This window comes from Flavivirga sp. 57AJ16, assembly GCF_028736925.1.
In the GTDB taxonomy this organism is placed as follows: Bacteria; Bacteroidota; Bacteroidia; order Flavobacteriales; family Flavobacteriaceae; genus Flavivirga.
On the sequence record NZ_JAQZAT010000009.1, the window covers coordinates 198,571 to 217,955 of the forward strand.

A 19,385-nucleotide genomic window follows, 5' to 3' on the forward strand; every position below is an offset into this window, starting at 1 on the left:
GCAAGCTCATTGGAAAGCAGACTAACAAATTTTAATCAAGAGGTATCACAGGTTTTTTAATCAATCAAAATTTCTAAAATCTTAATAGCAGCCTCACTAATTTTGGTTCCAGGACCAAATACGGCTATAGCGCCAGCATCGAATAAGTATTGGTAGTCTTGCTTTGGTATCACGCCACCTACAATGACCATAATATCATCACGTCCATAAGCTTTTAAGGCTTCAATAACCTGTGGTACTAAGGTTTTATGTCCTGCAGCTAATGACGAAACGCCTAGTACATGTACATCGTTCTCTACAGCTTGCTTTGCAGCTTCTTGTGGTGTTTGAAATAATGGGCCAATATCTACATCGAAACCAACGTCTGCATAGCCTGTTGCTACTACTTTAGCGCCCCGATCATGACCGTCCTGTCCCATTTTCGCAATCATAATACGAGGTCGTCTACCGTCCTGTTCTGCAAAAACATCGGCTAATTGTTGCGCTTTTTTAAAGGATTCATCGTCTTTTATTTCTTTACTATACACACCGGAAAATGATTTTATTTGTGCTTTATAGCGTCCAAATTCAGCTTCTAAAGCATCACTGATTTCTCCAAGGGTAGCACGTTCTCGAGCAGCCTCTACCGCCAAAGCTAATAAGTTATAATCCTCGCGAAAGCGTGGATCTTTTAAATTCATGTCCTCACAATAGTGGGAATCTCTTGAATCTGCCTCCTGATTGTCTTTTAAATTTGATTCACCCGAATTTAAGGAAAATTTAGCGGCTTTGGTTAATTTTAATAATGCTGCCTTGACTTTTTCGGGATTTCGTTCAGATTTAATTTTGTTTAGGCGCTCTATTTGCTGGGTTCTAACAGTTTGGTTGTCAACTTCAAGTGTCGAAATGGCTTCTTCTTCTTCAAGTTTGTATTTATTGACTCCAACAATAATATCCTGGCCGGAATCTATACGTGCTTGCTTTTTAGCGGCGGCTTCTTCAATACGGATTTTTGGAATACCGGCCTCGATCGCTTTGGTCATACCACCTAAAGCTTCGACTTCTTCAATTAAAGCCCATGCCTTATGGGACATATCATGGGTTAGTTTTTCTACGTAATAGCTTCCTGCCCATGGATCGACAGTTTTGGTGATTTTTGTTTCTTCCTGTAAATATATTTGTGTGTTTCTGGCTATACGTGCCGAAAAATCGGTTGGTAAGGCAATAGCTTCGTCCAGTGCGTTAGTGTGTAGGCTTTGAGTGCCGCCAAAAGCAGCAGCAGCAGCTTCTATAGTTGTTCTTGCCACATTGTTAAAGGGGTCTTGTTCTGTTAAGCTCCAACCACTGGTTTGGCAATGTGTACGTAAAGCTAAGGATTTTTCATTTTTTGGATTAAATTGTTTGACCAATTTAGCCCAAAGCATGCGGGCCGCCCGCATTTTGGCAATCTCCATAAAATGATTCATCCCAATGGCCCAAAAGAAAGAGAGGCGAGGTGCAAAAGTATCTATATCCATGCCAGCAGCAAGCCCTTTTCTAATATATTCTAAACCATCGGCGAGTGTGTATGCTAATTCAATGTCACAGGTTGCCCCGGCTTCTTGCATATGATATCCTGAAATACTAATGCTATTAAACTTAGGCATATTTTTACTGGTATATTCAAAAATATCTGAAATGATCTTCATGGAGGGCGTAGGCGGGTAGATGTATGTGTTACGTACCATAAATTCCTTTAAGATATCATTTTGAATGGTGCCGGCAAGTTGTGCTGGCTTTACGCCCTGTTCTTCAGCTGCCACAATATAAAATGCCATGATGGGTAATACGGCACCGTTCATGGTCATGGAAACCGACATTTTATCCAAGGGAATTTGATCGAACAGTATTTTCATGTCTTCGACCGAATCAATAGCAACACCAGCTTTTCCAACATCACCAACCACCCGTTCATGGTCGCTATCGTAACCTCTATGAGTCGCTAGATCAAATGCCACAGAGAGCCCTTTTTGTCCAGCAGCTAGATTACGTCTATAAAAAGCGTTACTTTCTTCGGCTGTACTAAAACCGGCATATTGCCTAATGGTCCAAGGTCTTCTAACATACATGGTACTGTAAGGTCCTCTTAAGTTTGGCGCCATTCCGGCCACAAACCCAAGATGTTCCAAGTCTTTAACATCGTCTTTGGAATAGGATGATTTAACGGCGATACCTTCGGCAGTCGAAAAAACTTCCGATTTTTCCGTTTTAGCATTTTTAGGTTTACTGTTTATGGCAATATGTTGAAGGTCCTTTCTCAAGATTATTCAGGTTTCTTGTTAAAATCTACTTTAGATTCAGGTTTGTTTGAATTAATTTTAGACAAGTCTACATCGAAAAGCTTGGCATAAAACAAATCCAATGCTATGTAGGTTGCTAAATATTTATCTTTAATGGCTGTTCTATATTTATTGATTAAAGGTGCTCCAAATAACTTTGGGCTCATGCTGTTGGTTGTTATAAGCGAATTAAGGGTTGTTTTTAAAGCGGTGTCCTGTATACTATTTGCTATACAACTTACCATGGGACTCTTATAATTTAAGTGACTTTTAGTATTGTTAACATCCCATAAAGTGTTTTCATTTTTCAAAGCTTCAAATACCTTGAGGGTATGAGCAGAGACCATATCTTCAAATTTTAACCTGACTCTTCCGTAAAAGGCATCTCTTACAAACTGATTATAAGCTTGGGTTTGGGAGGCATTTTTGTTGTTTTTGCCATAAAAGGACAAAATATCATTTTCAAAGGAATACAATGCTTCATGGTACAGTTTTGAGTTAAAATCACCACATGTTAGTAAAACAGGACGATCGGCATATTGGTAGTCTGAAAACGTATTTTCATTTTTACAGTTAAATAAAATAAGTACTAATACAAGTGCAAAAAACTTAGGGTTTAGGTTCATTTTTATCTTCATTTTTTAATCGTTCTTTTTCTATTTTTTCTGCTAATCGCTTTTCAATTATGGGTTCGATTAATGTTTTTCTTTGATTTGTTTTTACAAAAGGGTAAAGTTCTAATTCATGTTTCATTTTATCTTCTGTATTTGGATGCTTATTGGTACCCAACAATATGTCTTCTCCGGCATGAAATTGTACTTCTTCTTTAGTAGCACTTTCTTTAATTTTTCGTTGAATCGTGCCATCTTTTAACTGTTTTAAAAAGCCACTATTTTTTTCAATATTTTTGAATAAATCTAAAGCTTTTTCGGCGAGTTGATTGGTTAAGGATTCTATATAATAAGCCCCATCTGATGGATTGCGAACGACATTAAAATAACTTTCATGTTTTAAAACCAATAGTTGATTTCTGGCAATGCGTTCGCCAAATTCATTGTCTCTGTGGTAAATAGCGTCGTAAGGTAAATTACAGATACTATTTGCACCACCAAGAATAGCACTCATACATTCGGTAGTGGTGCGTAGCATATTGGTATTATAATCGTACAGTGTTTTATTGCGTTTTGTTGGCGTTGCCAGAATATAACAATTATAATTTATATGGTATGCCGTTGCCAAGGTGTCCCAAAGCATTCGTAATGCCCGTAACTTTGCAATTTCAAAAAAATAGTTTGAGCCAACAGAAACCTCAAAATTGACTTCTAAAGTGGGTAAGGTTTCTTTATTGTTTTCAAAATAATTTAAATATTCATTGGCATGTGCCAAAGCATATGCTAGTTGTTGCACCATGTTTGCTCCTGCATTTTGGTATAGCGACACATCTATCGAAAATGATTTTGTGCTTGTTACTATCGTTTTAAATTTAGAGAAATCATCCTTTAAGTTATCATACCAGTTTCCACTTTTTGCTAGATGACCTATAATATCTGTGTGGATGCGGATTCCTGTGCCAGGCAAAATAGCCGTTAACTGTTTTACAAATGTTTCAGAAAGAAATTGTAACTCAAAATAGAGTGGTGTAGACTCTGGATTGATATGCTCTAATAAGTCGTTAATTAAAATGGTTTCCGAAGGAATAATAAATTTAATGCTTTCGGCACCTCTTTCAATAGCATCAATTGCTTTCTGATTGGATTTTTTAACATCAGCTACAAAAATAGATTGAGAAATGTTCCATGCTGTTGGTTCTGGGGAAGGGATTTTAGGTTGTTCTTTAAAATCGTCAGTATGATAAAAAGGCTTTACGGAAATATCTTCATTGGTTTTCCAAATTAACGTGTCATTATAGTCAGCCCCTTTTAAATCGAACTGTATTTTTTGCTTCCATTGTTTAGCTGAAACCGATTCAAATTCATTAAACAACCTATTATTCATTCTTTTTAGTTTTTAAACTGTCTTCGTATTCAATAAGATAGATTTCTTCGTTGTCACGTTTCATATAATATGCTTCACGAGCAAATTTTTCTAAACCATCTTGTGTGCTGAGCTTTTTTATGGCTTTATTATCTTTTTCTATTTCTTTTTTGTAATATTCTTTTTCATTCTCTAGGGCTTCTACATCTGTGTTCAATTCATGGTGTATAAGCCATGAATTGGCATCAAAAAATAGCATCCAAACAATAAAAGTGGCCAAAATTAAGGAGAACCAATTTTTAAAGGGCTTGAAAAATTTATGTTTGAATAATGCCATTTATAGTTTGTCGTTTATGATGGTTTTAACAATATCGATAGCCACAGTATTGTATTTATTGTTTGGTATTATAATGTCTGCATACTCTTTCATGGGTTCAATAAATTGATCGTGCATGGGCTTTAACGTGGTTTGGTAACGTGCTAAAATTTCGTCTAAATCTCTACCACGTTCAGAAATATCGCGTTTTAAACGTCTTATTAAACGTTCGTCTGTATCTGCGTGTACAAATATTTTAATATCAAACATGTCCCGTAATTTTGGATTTGTCAAAATTAAAATCCCTTCAATAATCATGACCTTTCTAGGGTGTGTTAAAATAGTGTCACCAGTTCTATTATGCTTAACGAAAGAATATACGGGTTGGTGTATAGGTTTGTTTTTTTTAAGTGTTTCTAAATGATCTGCTAAAAGGTCAAAATCGATAGAGCGGGGATGGTCAAAATTTATTTTTACACGTTCTTCATAAGATAAGTGCGTAGTGTCTTGATAATAGGAATCTTGTGAAATCACTCCAACCTCGCCTTCAGGAAGCTCATTTAAAATCTGATTGACAACAGTGGTTTTACCACAGCCCGTGCCACCCGCAATTCCAATTATAAGCATTATTGATTTAGTTTAGTTATACCACTTCTATCATAAAATGTAACATATAATTCGTTTATTTTTACGTCTTGAAATAGCAAAAACCAATTCAAATTATTTATATCGCATTTTATAGCAGAATGGGTATTAAGTTATACAAAGTTAGTTAAATGTAAAGTTATTTATATGGGAAACGGCCTATTTTTTTATTTTTGAAACTTCTACTTCCGTTACTATTTTGTCATTTTTATTTCCCCAACTATTTGTAATATAGTTCATGACATCGGCAATTTCATCATCGCTTAAACCCATAGGTGCCATATAACCATTGTATGTTTGTCCGTTAACAACGATTTTGTTTTTTTGACCATATTTTATGCCTCTAATGCTAGCTTCTCGATTTTTTATAAGATAATCTGAATTTGCTAGTGGCGGATAGACATTTTCTACGCCTTTACCGTTAGGCAAATGGCAGGAAACACAAAAGTCTGTGTAAATTTCATGGCCCCTTTGTATGCTTTCTTTTAAAGGGTCTGTTTGCGATTTTCTATTTTGATTTGTGCAAATAAAGACTGTAGAAGATAGTGTTATTAAGCTTGCTATAATTAATTTCATGTGTTGTTAAATTTTTAGTACGGGCTATTTTTGGGTATTAATTTTTAGGTACGATCTTTACAATGCCCAAACCTTCAATAGCTAGATAAATATAACCATCGGGTGCTTGCAATATATTTCTAACGCGGCCTAAGCCTTCAAACAGCTTTTCGCGTTTTACTACTTTATTATTTTCTAAAACAAGTCTTTCGGTATATTCAAATTTTAAAGAGCCAACGAGAATATTACCTTTCCAATTGGGATATATGTCCGAAGAAACGAAGGTCATACCGCTGGGAGCAATAGAAGGCACCCAGTAAAATAAAGGTTGTTCCATGCCTTCTTTTTCAGTAATATCCGTAAATGCTGTGCCATCATAATTAATACCATATGAAATAACTGGCCACCCAAAGTTTTTTCCTTTTTGAATGATATTAATTTCGTCTCCTCCTCTTGGACCATGTTCGTGAACCCAAATGTTGCCTGTGAATGGATTTTTTATCATGCCTTGTGGATTTCTATGGCCATAGCTATAAATAGCGGTTTTTGCATGGGCCGTATTTATAAAGGGGTTGTCTGCTGGAATACTTCCATCGTCATTTAACCTGTAAATTTTGCCACAATCCCGAGTAATATCCTGTGGGTTTACATCTCTATCGCCTCGATCTCCTACAGAAAAATATAAGTACCCTTCGTTATCGAACTCAATGCGAGACCCCCAATGTTGACCTCTTTTTGTATTTGGGTTGGCTTTATAAAGTACTTGTTTCTCAACCAATGTGTTATTCTCTAACTTAGCTCTTAAAATAGCGGTATTACCACCATCCTCATCACCTTCTGGTGATGCATACGATATATAGAGCCATCCGTTGTTTTTATAATCGGGGTGTAATTCTAAATCCATTAAACCACCCTGACCGCGTACGTATATTTCTGGCAACCCTTCAATAGTTGTTTTCTTACCGTTATTAAAATGAATGAGCTCACCGGTTTTTTCGGTTATGAGCATACTGCCGTCTGGCAAAAGCACCATACCCCAGGGAATATTTAAGTCTGGAACAATGACTTGGGTTGTATAATTAAGACTAACAGGTGTTTCTGCTTTGACCTCAGATTCCGTTTGCTGTGCACATGACATGCATGAAATGAGAATGATCGATAAAGATGAAAAAATAGTTCTCATGGTTTTTTTATTTAAAGATAGACTAAAACATATAGTTTATATGCATGCCTGTATAATAATTTACAGGATTTCCAGGATAATAATACCGTGGTGCATTACCATTAAAGCCCGATGCATTTATTAAAATTTGTGAAGCATGGGCTTTGTCAAAGATATTATTTATACCTAAGAAAATATTTAAGTTTAGCTTTTTATTAAGAGATGTTTTATATCCCATTTTAAAATTTGTTAAACTGTAACTGTCTGAATATAGACTATTACTATCTGTAATCGGTATGTCACCTACATATTGAAAATTAATATTTCCATAGATTCCAAAGGAGGATTCTATTTGGACTCCTGTGTTAAAAACATCTGAAGGAACGCCTGTTAAATCATTTCCTGAAAAATTATGATCACCATCAATGAATTCCTTGAATTTAAAATTATTGTACGTATAGTTTACAAATGAGTTTATAGATACTGTTTCTTTTTTTAACCATTGATAATTTAATGATAGTTCTAATCCGTTATGTTGCGTGCTTCCAGCGTTTATTCCAATAAACTGATCTTGAGCTGTTCTACGGGATACCAAAAGATTTTTAATGGCTAAACGATACATTGCTAAATTGAATTGTAAGCGATCATCTATAAAAGTACCTCGGGTACCCATTTCAAAATTCCATCCCGTTTCTGGTTTAAGGTTGGTGTTTATTTGTCCGTCGGGTAACAATGTTTCATTTAATGTGATAGGAGAAAAACCATGGCTCATATTTGAATAGAGATTAACGGTTTGAGAAAGCTGATAAGATATACCAAGTTTAGGGGATACAATATGTTTGAATTTAAAATGACCTGATTGATCTGGATTATTTTCAGAAACAGGAAATCTGTCATTTAAACCATATGATGTTCGATTTAAATTCAAGCCTATTGAAAGTATTGTTTTTTCTGAAACCTGATAGGTAGTTTCAAAAAAGGCATTATAATAATTTCTTTTCTCTTTGAAGTTCGATAATTGATTGCCTTCAACACTTCCAGTGCCATTAGGAAAATCTTGGTATAAATTCTCAAACGTTTCAGATTTATAGGTGTCTCTAAAAAGTTCACCACCAAATGTCCAATTAAAAATTCTGTCAAAAAGTTTAGAGCTGCCTAAAATTCGACTGCGAACTCCTATTGCCAAAGTGTTTTCTTTTAAAATATTAAAAGGCCTGGGTTCGTATGCATCTAAAAAAGAAGTAAAGATACTGGTGACTTGTTTTGTGCGGCTGTTGTATTGATGGTTCCAAGACAGACCGAAAATCCCTCGTTTAGAATCTTCAAAGCCTTGGGATCGTTGCCAGGTAAATGCAGCAGATTTAGGATGGTTTAGATACGTTTCTTCGTTAATCGAGCTAGGGATAAATGCTTTTAAATCAACATAGCTAGCCAAAAAAGATAGTTCATTGTTTTCGTTTAAATAATGATTTGAGCTTATTGTAAAAGTTTGCCTGTCGTAGGTATTGTTTTCGCGATATCCATCGCTATGTGTATGACTGTAAACGGTTCTTAAACTATGTTTTTTAGTACCATGATTTATATTTATCGTGCCTTTTGATAATCCAAATGATCCTACAGATATTCTACTATCTATGCTGGATTGAGCTAAAAAAGCATTTTGGGGTATTATGTGTATAGTACCACCAAGACCAGCTCCATACATAGTGGAAGTAGCTCCTTTAATAATTTCAAGACGAGACATGGTATTTAATTCAAAATCCTCAATGGCAGTTTCTCCGCTACCATTTGTTAAAGGAATATCCTTAAAGTAGGCCCTGATTTTTGCAGTTCCGAATATGTTTCTAGAGCCAATACCCCTAATGGTTATTCGGTTAGTGTTGAGAGCGCCACTTTGCATAAATATTCCAGGTGTTCTGTTTAAAATAGGAGCTATATTGATGTCATTACCAAGTTCAATAGCTTTTAAAGAAATAATATTGATTGATGTTGTTGCCTTTTTTAGCTTTTTAGGAATATGGTTTGAGTTAACAATAACTTCATTCAATTCGGATGGATTGATGTTTAGTTGAATAATGTAGTGTGAGTCTTCTTTTAATTCAAGGACTTTTTCAAGATAACCTTCTTTTTTAAATGAATAGGTACCGGCTTCTGTAATTTCGAAGATTCCGTCTAAATTAGAAATCATGATACTTTTAGTGGCAAGGTTTGTTATTAGTGTATTGGTCAATACAGCTCCATGGTCTTTATCAACAATTTTCCCTTTAATTTTTGATTGTCCAAAAGCATTAAAGGCAAAGCCAATAGTTAGTAAAACAAGAGTTCTTTTTTTTATAAAATGCACAAATAAATAGTATGTGTTTGAGTGTACTAAATTATAGTTTTTTTAAGAATAAATTTTTAATTATTGCTGTCCGATAAAAACTATAGACTATAATTAGAAGCCCATCAATAATAGTAAAAGCATTACAGATTAGACACCTTGCTTTTAATACCAGTTAAAACAAACAAGAAATATTTAGGTTTCAGGAAGTAAAACAATAGAGGTGTCTCTGTTTGTCTGTTAGCTTACAGTTAAGTCTTTGTTCTTGGTTCCAATAACGAAGGGGTCTTACGTCTTTAGTCGGACACTAATGATTTTTATTATATACAGCAGTAAAAATTTTTAGTATAAAAAATGGTGCAATGAATAAAAAAACTATATTTGCAGTCCTAAAATGATAACCAATTTTGTGTGTAGTACCGTATCATGCGGCATAAACTACGCTCAAGGAAATAAGGTTAAGAAATGGAATTGAGTTCCCAAGTATCTATGTTCAGTTCTATTTAAATTCGGGGTGTAGCGTAGCCCGGTTATCGCGCCGCGTTTGGGACGCGGAGGTCGTCACGCTAGAGGCGTGACCACCCACAATGAGTATGAAGTATGTAGTTTACATATTATATAGTCAAAAACGTTCACGGTATTATGTGGGTCAAACCGATAGTATCAAAAAAAGATTAGAAAGACATAAAAAAGGTTTAGTACCTTCAACAAAGGGCGGATCGCCATGGCAACTAATAAAAACTCTGGAAGTTGCCAGTAGATCGGAAGCCCTGAGGCAGGAGAGAAAGATAAAGAAGCGAGGAGCAAAACGATATTTAGAAGATAACCAATTCGGGGTGTAGCGTAGCCCGGTTATCGCGCCGCGTTTGGGACGCGGAGGTCGCAGGTTCGAATCCTGCCACCCCGACAAACCTAGTAATAGGTAAAACTAAAACACTGTTAATCGTGTGATTATCAGTGTTTTTTTGTTTTTAGGCATTTTATTTGATTCCAAATAAATCCATTTAAAACCATATAAAAGGTGTGCAATTAGGTGTGCAATGTTTCACCAAATATGTACTAACTTTATAGGACTTTGATACTTGATTTGGCTTTCACATTTACAAATTATTGTTCAATCAAAGTCGCGTAGAAATGAAGACAACATGCACCTTTTCCATTACTTTCTTCACTAGAAAATCAAGAAGCAACCTCGAAGAGTTTGACGTTTACGCACGCATAAACGTTAACGGCAAAAGAGCAGAAATCTAAAAACCCATTCAAACAATTTCAGTTAAAATATAACAAGTACGATAGACAGTATTTAAACCAAAGAGAACTGGAGCTATTGGAAACCATAGAATTTAAAGCAGAACGATTGGAGCGAATAAAGGACTGCTTTATATTTTCCTGTTACACAGGACTGTCCTATATAGTTGAATCAAGATAAAATAGCATAGGATGATCAGACCTGACAGGTTTTTAAAACCTGTCAGGTCTCTTAAGCTTCTACAAAACACAAGTACAGGCTATGTCAAATTATTATGATTTAGCTATATCGATATAAAAGAACTCAAAAACACCCATATCGTCAGGGGCATAGACAACCACCACTGGATATATACCAAAAGGGAAAAAACGGACGAACTGGTAAAGATCACCATACTGCCCAAAGCATGGTCAATACTGGAAAAATACAGAACCATAAAAGAAACAAACTTTACCGATAGTATCTTGCCCATAAGCTCCAACCAAAAGACCAATACCTACCTAAAGGAAATAGCAACAGTCTGTGGCATACACAAGAACATCACCTTCCATGTAGCCAGGCATACCTTTGCCACGACGGTGATGCTATCCAACGGCGTACCCATAGAGACCGTATCCAAGCTCTTGGGACACACCAAACTATCCACCACGCAGATATATGCAAGAGTGGTCGAGACCAAAATAAGCGAGGATATAGAGAACCTACTTGTCCGATTCGAAAAGAAAAAAGCAACAAAAGCAGTATAAAAGAAGCATAAAAAGAGAATCGTTTTTCAATGATTTCCCTTTCAATATTATTTTATTGGTTTTTTAATCAAATAATTTTAATTTGCATGAATTTTCAATGAAAAAACTTGCATTGTGGCATAAAATTTGCTTTATTGTATTAGTAAAAGTTGCATGACATGAAAAAGTTGAATAAATTAGTAAGACACCTAAGGCGTGGCAGCGTATACCGCAGGGGAGACCTTGAGCAATGGTCTAACGCCGTCGACCGTCATCTTGGGGAATTGGTACAGAACGGAACGCTCCAAAAGCTTTCACAAGGACTGTACCATTACCCAAAAGAGACACCATTCGGATTGGCCCCTCCAAAAGAAGAAGCATTGGTGCGCAGTTTTCTTAAAGAAGATGCGTTCCTCCTGACCTCTCCCAATGCATATAATGCCCTGGGAGTTGGCACTACTCAGCTTTATAATAAACGGGTTGTATACAACCATAAGCGGCACGGCGAATTTGAATTAGGAGGCAGAACGTTTTTTTTCCATGTTAAGCCACGGTTTCCCAAAAAGCTGACATCAGAATTTTTATTGGTCGATTTGGTAAATAACCTTGAAACACTCGCAGAAGACCCCAAAGAAGTATTGTCAAAAGTCAAAAGCAAAGTAAGGAAAATGGACGCAAAGAAACTTCAAAAAGCGGTCAAGGCGTATGGAGGAGCAAAAGCAAAGAAAGTTTTTATGTCAATATTCAATTCCATGGAAAAACGTCAATATGCCCAATAATTACCTCCATGAACGCGCTGATTTTGTTGACCTGTTACGAATTTTGGAACAAGAAACAAGCATCCAAATACAGTTAATCGAAAAAGATTACTGGATTATGCACGTATTATACGGACTCAAAAAGCAAGGTCTGGATTTTGAGCTTAAAGGAGGCACGTCCCTATCCAAAGGCTATAAAATCATAGACCGCTTTTCAGAAGATATCGATATCCATATCAAGCCGCCTGCCCATTTGGGCGTAAACGAAAATCCCAAAAACATAAAGGACAAAAGCGTCCAATCCCGTAAAAAGTTTTACGACTGGCTTGCCGGCCATATTAAAATGGACGGTATAGTCTCCATTGAACGGGATACCGCATTTGATGACGAGTCCTATTATCGTAGCGGGGGCATTCGCTTACGATACGAAGCCAAAACAGGCCATGTGGACGGTGTAAAGGAGGGCATATTGCTCGAGGCAGGATTTGACACAGTGACCCCAAATACGCAAATTTCAATAAGCTCTTGGGCGTATGATAAGGCTATTAAAACGCCCAATATAGCTATTACCGATAATCGAGCCATTAATATAACCTGCTATCATGCAGGATATACATTTGTAGAGAAACTGCAAACAATCGCCACAAAATACATACAAGAGCAAAACGGGGCGGATCCTCGTCCCAACCTGATGCGTCAGTACTACGACGTTTATTGTTTGCTGGCACATAAAGAAGTACAGGACTTTATCGGTACACCAGCATACCATGAACATAAAAAGATACGTTTTCCCAAGACCGATTTAGAAATTCCTATTTCAGAGAATGAAGCATTTTTATTAAACGACAAGAAAATAAGGGATGCCTTTAGAAAACGATATATTGGTACTGCCTCCCTATATTATAAAGGTCAGCCTGATTTTGAAGAACTGTTGGCAAGAATCAATAAGTATATAGGAAAGCTGTAAACAAGCTGGCCATAAAATAATCCCAAAGCTATTATTTAAGCACAGAATAGAATTAATAAAAATGAAAAGCCTCCCTTTTCGGAGGCTTGATATTTGACTATTTACCCTCAAAAAAATTAAATAGTCAATTTTGATTGCTCACAACCAAAAAGATACCCCAATAAGGGTTTTTCTATGATAACAACTACAGAAAAAATTTCAATTTAAAAACACATTGGTTTTTAGATAATTGAAGCACTCCTTTTTTACGGCACTATAAAAATAACCCGTTCTGTGGTTTTCATTTGGAAAAGTAACTCGGTTTTCCCAGACCATGACAAAAACCTCCTGAACAAGTTCTTTAGCCGTTTCCATATCATTGAGATACCCGTGTGCAAACACACAAAGTTGCGGATACAAACTTTCAAAAAGCTGTTTGTAATCCATAAGCGTCAACTCTTTTTTATCCCCTTCCATCATTTTGTATTAAGCTGTTTTCGGTCTTATCATCTAAGGTGTTTACAACCATATTAGCTTTGATACAAGACTCCATGTGTTTTGCCACGGTATAAATACAGACCCATTCCCTGTGTTCCCTGTTTTCGCTATAGTATTTAACGGGAAGACAAGCAAAGAACGGGTCGAATTCCTTTTCCGTTAACAAATGGGTTCCCGTACCGTACTTTAAATCTGCCAAGAAGATTCCAATAATTTTCAAGCCCAACCTGCAATGCTTTTTTACCTCAGGATTAATAGGCGTTTTATTAATCATAAACTTTAGGGAACTAGAAAGCGCATTATGCGCCAAAATCAAGATTTCACGTGAATTGTTTACTTTGTTTTTTTCCATGGATTAAATTTTAAACAGTACCTATCTCTCCTTGGATGGGACTAACCTTACTAAAAAATGAAATCTATCTTATAGTTGAGGTTGCCAGAAATGAAATAAACATCCCGTTAAAAGCCTAATGTATAGATACAAAAAAGGCGCAGAACCCAACTTATTGTACTGGAGGTACTGGTATACCCTGAAACAATAAGTGAGCCCACGCCCATAGACGTGAGCATCTTACTTATCATCCCGTTTCTATTAAATTACCAGTTTTCCAGTACGAGACTCAAAGCGAATGCTTCAATATTTTCTATATGAAGAATCGCAAAATTACTAAAACGACTGCTAATATAAGAAAATAATTCTTATTGAGCATTATCGTGCTCAATAAACAATAGTCTAATAACTTCCTTTGCCTTATGGCAAATAATAAAAGACCCAAAAGAATATATCTTACTAGTAAATATGTCTGCAAGTATCTTAGCGAGGAATGGCTTACCGATGGTAAATCAACTAGAGAATATGGGAGATTATATGGAGTTCATTATCATACTATAGAAAAGATAATGGAGAAAGATGGTTACAACATACCGTTATTTACACTATCAATCATGTGCTTCAACAAAGGAGTAAGATTATCGGACTTTTTTAAAATGGTGGAGGATAAATACAGCGCTAAATTAAATGATACGTTTATCACGAAATAGCTAATTTATTAATCATAATTATTAAATTTAAAACTACGCGCTTTTAACTACTACCCATTTTTACATCTTTGATTTGTTGAAAAACAAAGGCAAGATTCCGATTTCCCGATTTCCATTTTACATTCATTTCCGAGAGCAGCATCTACTACCTTTTTTGATATCAAAACTACAATATTCATACGTTGCGTTACGGCATAAAGCCTTGCCCGTATCCCTCCTTATTTATACGTTCCACAGCGTATGAATATTGTGCGAACAACAAGCATCAAAAAAAGGTAACAGCTGACGGCTCTATGGGAAGTAAATCAAAACTGAAAACCATGTAATCATATACAGATGGTAAAGCGGGAACACAGCAAGAACAGACTTAGCAGTCAAGAAACCAAAAAAAGGAAAACGCCTCCGGATATAATAAGTAAATCATTTTAAAGGTCTTACCCGTTTGGATGGTTCGGACAAGTTCTAAGGGCTGTTTTGTAGCCGTATTTTTTGTTGATTAGGGGCGGTGCTATTCTAAGATTCGACGTCCAGATCTGCAATTTTTTCCAAAAGCATATTTTTTGATACCAAAACGCACTATTTGCGGGCAAATCCGATTTTTGGTTTGCGTACAAAAATGATAAGTTTATAAAGCCGAGAACCAGTATAATTTAAGTGCGGTCGATTACTTTTTGATTCGACTTTCCTTATGACCGTACATTTTAAAACCGAGATGCTGTCGGGATGAAAGTTCCGTAAAAAGAGCAACTGGCTTTTTTGCCAGTTGTTCGGAGATTTTAATCGCCAAAGCGATTAAAGTTTTTATTCACACTCAGGATCTGGAATCACCGCACATTTTTTAGACTGATGATCACTCCTACTAACACAGAGCAAACACACCACCGTAGCTCCCTGCCTTTTAGTCTCAAGCAGATAATAGATTTTGGGGTTAGAAAAGCTTCTCTTAATGACAAATCGTATGCCTTTTTGTGTTCATTTTGGTAATTACCTCTTTTCAGAATAGAGATGAATGAAATAGTTTGTCGAAAACTAAACCGTTGTTTTTAATAGACTTATATTTGTATCAAGAACTGAATTCGAACCAATAACCTTCAAATTACACTCTTAATATGGTATTAGTATTGATTATCTAAATAAAAAAGCCATGTTGATAATCATATAAAAAACTTCAAGGAAAAACAGATGCAAAACGTTCGGGAATTCCTTTCTATTAAAAAAATTAAAGGGTAATAATAATAGCTTCTAAAGAATCTGTAGGTTCCAGACCTATTTTTTTACGAAGACGATGTCTTGCTTTTTTAACACCATCTCCAGAAATATTAAGGATATTAGCGATTTCTTTTGAAGATAAATTCATTTTCATCAATGCCATTAAACGTAAATCGTTAGAAGTAATATTTGGAAATTGTTGTTGTGCCTTTTCGTTGAAATCTTTGTGTACAGCTCCAAAATACTTACTAAAATTCTCCCAACTATTATCATCTTGTATATCGAAATTTATAGTTTGAATAAGCTTTTGATACCCAGAATTATCATTGGAATTAGTTTTAAAAAACTGGGCTTTCTCTTTTACTTTGTTTAAAACCTCATTCTTTTTAGCCAAATGCAACGCATGTGTTGTAAGTTCTTTGGATTTATATTCTAAATCTATTTCGGCTTTTTCCTTAGCGATCTTATTTATTTTGCTTCTTTGGTAAAAGACATAAACACCAGTAAGCGCTATTAGTAAACAGGAAAACAAAAGTAAACGCTGCATACTGCTAATTTTTTCTTTTATATTTAACAGATCAATTTCTTTTTTTTGAGTTTCGATTTGCTGTTCTTTTCGCTCTGTATCATAAGTTGCCCGTAGCTCTTCTATTTGCTTAGACTTTGCCTCGTTGAACATACTATCTTTTAACTTGGTATAGATTTCATAGTCTTCTAATCCTTTTTTATACTCTCCGTTTTGTTTATAGAGATCATGGCGACTATCATAGACCTCAGACAACGTACTTATATCATGTTGTGCTTCTGCAACTTTTATAGCTTTACTGTAATAGTGCAAAGCACTATCTAAATCTTTTTCTCTCAAAAAATAATAATTTCCTAAATTGCTATAAAGAACAACATCTTCGATATTTAAGGTTTCATAGAGTTTAAGCGCTCTCAAATAACTAGTTTTAGCTTCGTTATTCTTTTTTAAGTCAAAATAAGTATTTCCTAAACTTGATAACAATTGAGCTTCTGTTAGTTTTTCACCGAATTTTTGGGCTAAACGGATCGTTTCTTTATGTAGTTCAAAGGCTTTATTCGTTTCTTTTAGAAAAGTTAAAATCCCCATTTGGTTCATCATTGCTGTTAAAACCATCATGTTTTTACCATTGAGCCTAAACAACTTCTCTGCTTCTTCATAATACATTAGGGATTGCTTATAGTTTCCTAACTCGCTTTCTAAAATCCCCATATTGTTATATATAACAGCAGTATAATATGTTTCTCCAAATTCTTTGAATAATTTTAATGCTTTTAATTCATTCTTTAAAGCCAAAAGATACTTATCTGTTCCCATATAAATTAAACCTATCATATTATAGGTTCCCCCCATCCACTTCTTGAATTGCTCATTTTGTTTGGTTGAGCTACTATCTCTGTTTTTATATAAATTAATATTTTTATCCAGATAGTAAAAGGAAGAATCATATTCCTTTTTGCGCCAATAGATATCTCCATGTAACAAATTATTTCGAAGATGCTCGGGTATGTTTTTTGTGAGCAATGATTTTGCTTTTTTTGCATATATTAAAGCTGAATCGAGCGAAGTTTTTGCTCCAAAATAAAAACCTAAATTGTTATACCCCTTTGCTAAACCAACTGGGTAATTTATTTTTTGGGAGAGCATAATCATCTCTTCGGCATATTTTCTAGCGATTTCTGGTTTATTATTAAGTTCTAATCGTGAGATTACATGCATTGTTTCAACCTTGGCAGCATCGTCTTTTTGAACATTATAAACTTGTATAAGACTGTCAAGATCGCTTTGCTTTTGGGCATATACATTGATACAAAAAAACAGTAACATGCATATAATAGATGATTTTTTATTCATTTCGTTAGGTTTAAAAGGATATTATTTGGGTGCCAATTTAAGTGATGGTTTCAAAGATAAAATTATCACTCAACAAACAAAAGAATATTCCAAAAATAGGTGTCAAGTGAGTAGGAGAGACAAATAGTTATACCAATTATGAATTAAAATGAGCTACGGAAAACGACATTGCTTATTTGTTTTAGCCTGCTGCGAGTTATTTGCATAGCCTAAGCTATGGAAATGACGAGTAAAGAGATAAAACGAACTAATGAATGAGTTTGAATAGCGTATTTTAATTCATAATTGGTATTAATCCTTAATTTTGTTTTAAATCCCGCTTTTTTATAATTAAAAAGCGGGGTTTTTACTACCTATTAGGGTTAAAAAACGACATCGTATATCAATACCTGATTTTTTAACAAAAAAACTTGAACCGTTGCAGGATGTCTTTTGGGTTCATTTATACAATGTTATTTATGTGCTCTAATTACCTATGTGCATAAGAAATAATAAAACCGTGTCTTTTTGTTCACCCTATTTTGTGTTAAATCAGGCCATATTATGGTTTATTTGAAATACAATTTAAAATTCTAAAAACATGAAAAAACATTTACAAGTATTAATATTTTTAATGCTACCTATTTTTAGTATTTCGCAAACCAGTTTCGAAATATTCGAAATAGATGATATAAAGTACTGGGTAACGTCCTCTCAAGAGAACCCCACTGTAAAAATTATAGATTCACCAAATGCAACAGGCGCTATTGTAATACCAGAAACAGTAACCCATCAAGGTATAACATATCATGTCACGGATATTGGTACTTGGGCTTTTACTGGTAATATCTTAACAAGTGTCACCATTCCAGGTAGTGTCACGGCTATTGGTCGTTTTGCTTTTTCTGGTAATCTCTTAGAAAAGGTTAAGGCAAAAGGCATAACACCAGTAACGATTTACTCAGAGACATTTGGAAATCATCGAGAAAAAATCGCATTAATTATACCAGAGGGTACTAAAAGTGAATATGGAACTGCAGGTTGGACAGGCTTTAAATCAATTACCGAAGATGATGATGCGCTAGGTATAATCACCTTCGAAAAAGATCATATAAACTACCGGGTAACTTCCTTAGAAGGTGTTAGCCCCACAGTAGAAATCAAAGCGTCACCAAATGCAACAGGCGCTATTGTAATAATACCAGAAACAGTAACCCATCAAGGCATAACATATCGTGTCACGGCTATTGGTAATTATGCTTTTAGAGATAATGGGTTAACAAGTGTAATTATTCCGGATAGTGTCTCTACTATTGGTCGTTTTGCTTTTGATAATAATGGGTTAACAAGTGTAATTATTCCAGATAGTGTCACGGCAATTGGTAATTTTGCTTTTAGATATAATGACTTAACAAGTGTCACCATTCCAGATAGTGTCATTTCTATTGGAGAAGCTACTTTTTATAATAATGCCTTAGAAAAGGTTAAGACAAAAGGCTTAACACCAGCAACGATTTTTTCAAATACATTTAAAAATCGAGCAGAAATCGCATTAATTATACCAGAGGGTACTAAAAGTGTTTATAAAAGCGCAGGTTGGACAGGCTTTAAATCAATTACCGAAGATGATGATGAGCTAGGTATAATCACCTTCGAAATAGATCATATAAATTACCGGGTAACTTCCTTAGAAGGTCTTAGCCCCACAGTAGAAATCAAAGAATCCCCAACTGCAACAGGCGCTATTGATATACCAGAAACAGTAACCCATGAAGACATAATATATCGTGTTACTGTAATTGGCGATGAGGCTTTTGCAGGTAATGGCT

At 35.2% G+C, this 19,385-nt stretch carries 15 protein-coding genes, 1 tRNA gene and 1 pseudogene; 6 read left to right on the top strand and 11 right to left on the bottom strand.

Annotated elements, in window-relative coordinates; translation table 11 throughout:
- Nucleotides 1-56: 56 nt before the first annotated feature.
- The 8 genes from scpA to PQO00_RS12005 form a co-directional block, all read right to left on the bottom strand.
- Nucleotides 57-2,282, bottom strand: coding sequence for a methylmalonyl-CoA mutase (gene scpA, locus PQO00_RS11970; protein ID WP_274185099.1), 2,226 nt, complete (start codon nt 2,280-2,282; stop codon nt 57-59).
- Nucleotides 2,282-2,935, bottom strand: a complete 654-nt coding sequence (locus tag PQO00_RS11975) for a hypothetical protein (RefSeq protein WP_274185077.1) — start codon at nt 2,933-2,935, stop codon at nt 2,282-2,284. The genes scpA and PQO00_RS11975 overlap by 1 nt, the downstream gene beginning before the upstream one ends.
- On the bottom strand, nt 2,907-4,292 hold the full coding sequence (locus PQO00_RS11980; protein ID WP_274185078.1) for a methylmalonyl-CoA mutase subunit beta: 1,386 nt from the start codon (nt 4,290-4,292) through the stop codon (nt 2,907-2,909). Before PQO00_RS11980 ends, PQO00_RS11975 begins: the two co-directional genes overlap by 29 nt.
- Nucleotides 4,285-4,608: a septum formation initiator family protein gene (locus PQO00_RS11985; protein WP_274185079.1), complete on the bottom strand. Its 324-nt coding sequence runs from the start codon at nt 4,606-4,608 to the stop codon at nt 4,285-4,287. Before PQO00_RS11985 ends, PQO00_RS11980 begins: the two co-directional genes overlap by 8 nt.
- Nucleotides 4,609-5,214: a uridine kinase gene (udk, locus tag PQO00_RS11990; protein WP_274185080.1), complete on the bottom strand. Its 606-nt coding sequence runs from the start codon at nt 5,212-5,214 to the stop codon at nt 4,609-4,611.
- A gap of 177 nt (nt 5,215-5,391) precedes the next feature.
- On the bottom strand, nt 5,392-5,808 hold the full coding sequence (locus PQO00_RS11995) for a cytochrome c (RefSeq protein ID WP_274185081.1): 417 nt from the start codon (nt 5,806-5,808) through the stop codon (nt 5,392-5,394).
- 37 nt (nt 5,809-5,845) lie between these two features.
- Nucleotides 5,846-6,970: a PQQ-dependent sugar dehydrogenase gene (locus tag PQO00_RS12000; protein ID WP_274185082.1), complete on the bottom strand. Its 1,125-nt coding sequence runs from the start codon at nt 6,968-6,970 to the stop codon at nt 5,846-5,848.
- Nucleotides 6,971-6,992: 22 nt separating this feature from the next.
- A complete protein-coding gene (locus tag PQO00_RS12005; protein WP_274185083.1) occupies nt 6,993-9,293 on the bottom strand; it encodes a TonB-dependent receptor in 2,301 nt (766 codons plus the stop codon).
- Between the two features lie 572 nt (nt 9,294-9,865).
- Here PQO00_RS12005 and PQO00_RS12010 point away from each other — a divergent pair.
- From PQO00_RS12010 to PQO00_RS12030, 5 genes and pseudogenes are all read left to right on the top strand, one after another.
- Nucleotides 9,866-10,114, top strand: a complete 249-nt coding sequence (locus PQO00_RS12010; RefSeq protein WP_274185084.1) for a GIY-YIG nuclease family protein — start codon at nt 9,866-9,868, stop codon at nt 10,112-10,114.
- A tRNA-Pro gene (locus PQO00_RS12015) sits at nt 10,105-10,179 on the top strand. The genes PQO00_RS12010 and PQO00_RS12015 overlap by 10 nt, the downstream gene beginning before the upstream one ends.
- Before the next feature lie 623 nt (nt 10,180-10,802).
- Nucleotides 10,803-11,267: pseudogene (locus tag PQO00_RS12020) on the top strand (site-specific integrase); the annotation flags it as partial.
- A 158-nt stretch (nt 11,268-11,425) separates the two neighbouring features.
- Nucleotides 11,426-12,025 carry a DUF6088 family protein gene (locus PQO00_RS12025; RefSeq protein ID WP_274185085.1) on the top strand — a complete coding sequence of 200 codons (600 nt, stop codon included), beginning with the start codon at nt 11,426-11,428 and terminating at the stop codon, nt 12,023-12,025.
- Complete coding sequence (locus PQO00_RS12030) at nt 12,015-12,971, top strand: nucleotidyl transferase AbiEii/AbiGii toxin family protein (protein WP_274185086.1); 957 nt, start codon at nt 12,015-12,017, stop codon at nt 12,969-12,971. The genes PQO00_RS12025 and PQO00_RS12030 overlap by 11 nt, the downstream gene beginning before the upstream one ends.
- Before the next feature lie 198 nt (nt 12,972-13,169).
- Here PQO00_RS12030 and PQO00_RS12035 read toward each other — a convergent pair whose 3' ends face one another.
- From PQO00_RS12035 to PQO00_RS12045, 3 genes are all read right to left on the bottom strand, one after another.
- Nucleotides 13,170-13,430, bottom strand: a complete 261-nt coding sequence (locus tag PQO00_RS12035) for a sigma factor (RefSeq protein WP_274185087.1) — start codon at nt 13,428-13,430, stop codon at nt 13,170-13,172.
- The gene (locus PQO00_RS12040) at nt 13,414-13,800 is read right to left on the bottom strand and encodes a hypothetical protein (RefSeq protein ID WP_274185088.1); all 387 of its coding nucleotides are present in this window, start codon (nt 13,798-13,800) and stop codon (nt 13,414-13,416) included. Before PQO00_RS12040 ends, PQO00_RS12035 begins: the two co-directional genes overlap by 17 nt.
- 1,908 nt (nt 13,801-15,708) lie before the next feature.
- Complete coding sequence (locus PQO00_RS12045; RefSeq protein ID WP_274185089.1) at nt 15,709-17,577, bottom strand: tetratricopeptide repeat protein; 1,869 nt, start codon at nt 17,575-17,577, stop codon at nt 15,709-15,711.
- 580 nt (nt 17,578-18,157) lie between these two features.
- On the opposite strand from PQO00_RS12045, the gene PQO00_RS12050 reads away from it, so the two are divergent.
- Nucleotides 18,158-19,385: leucine-rich repeat domain-containing protein (locus tag PQO00_RS12050; RefSeq protein ID WP_274185090.1), on the top strand; the 1,228-nt coding region annotated here is incomplete at its 3' end.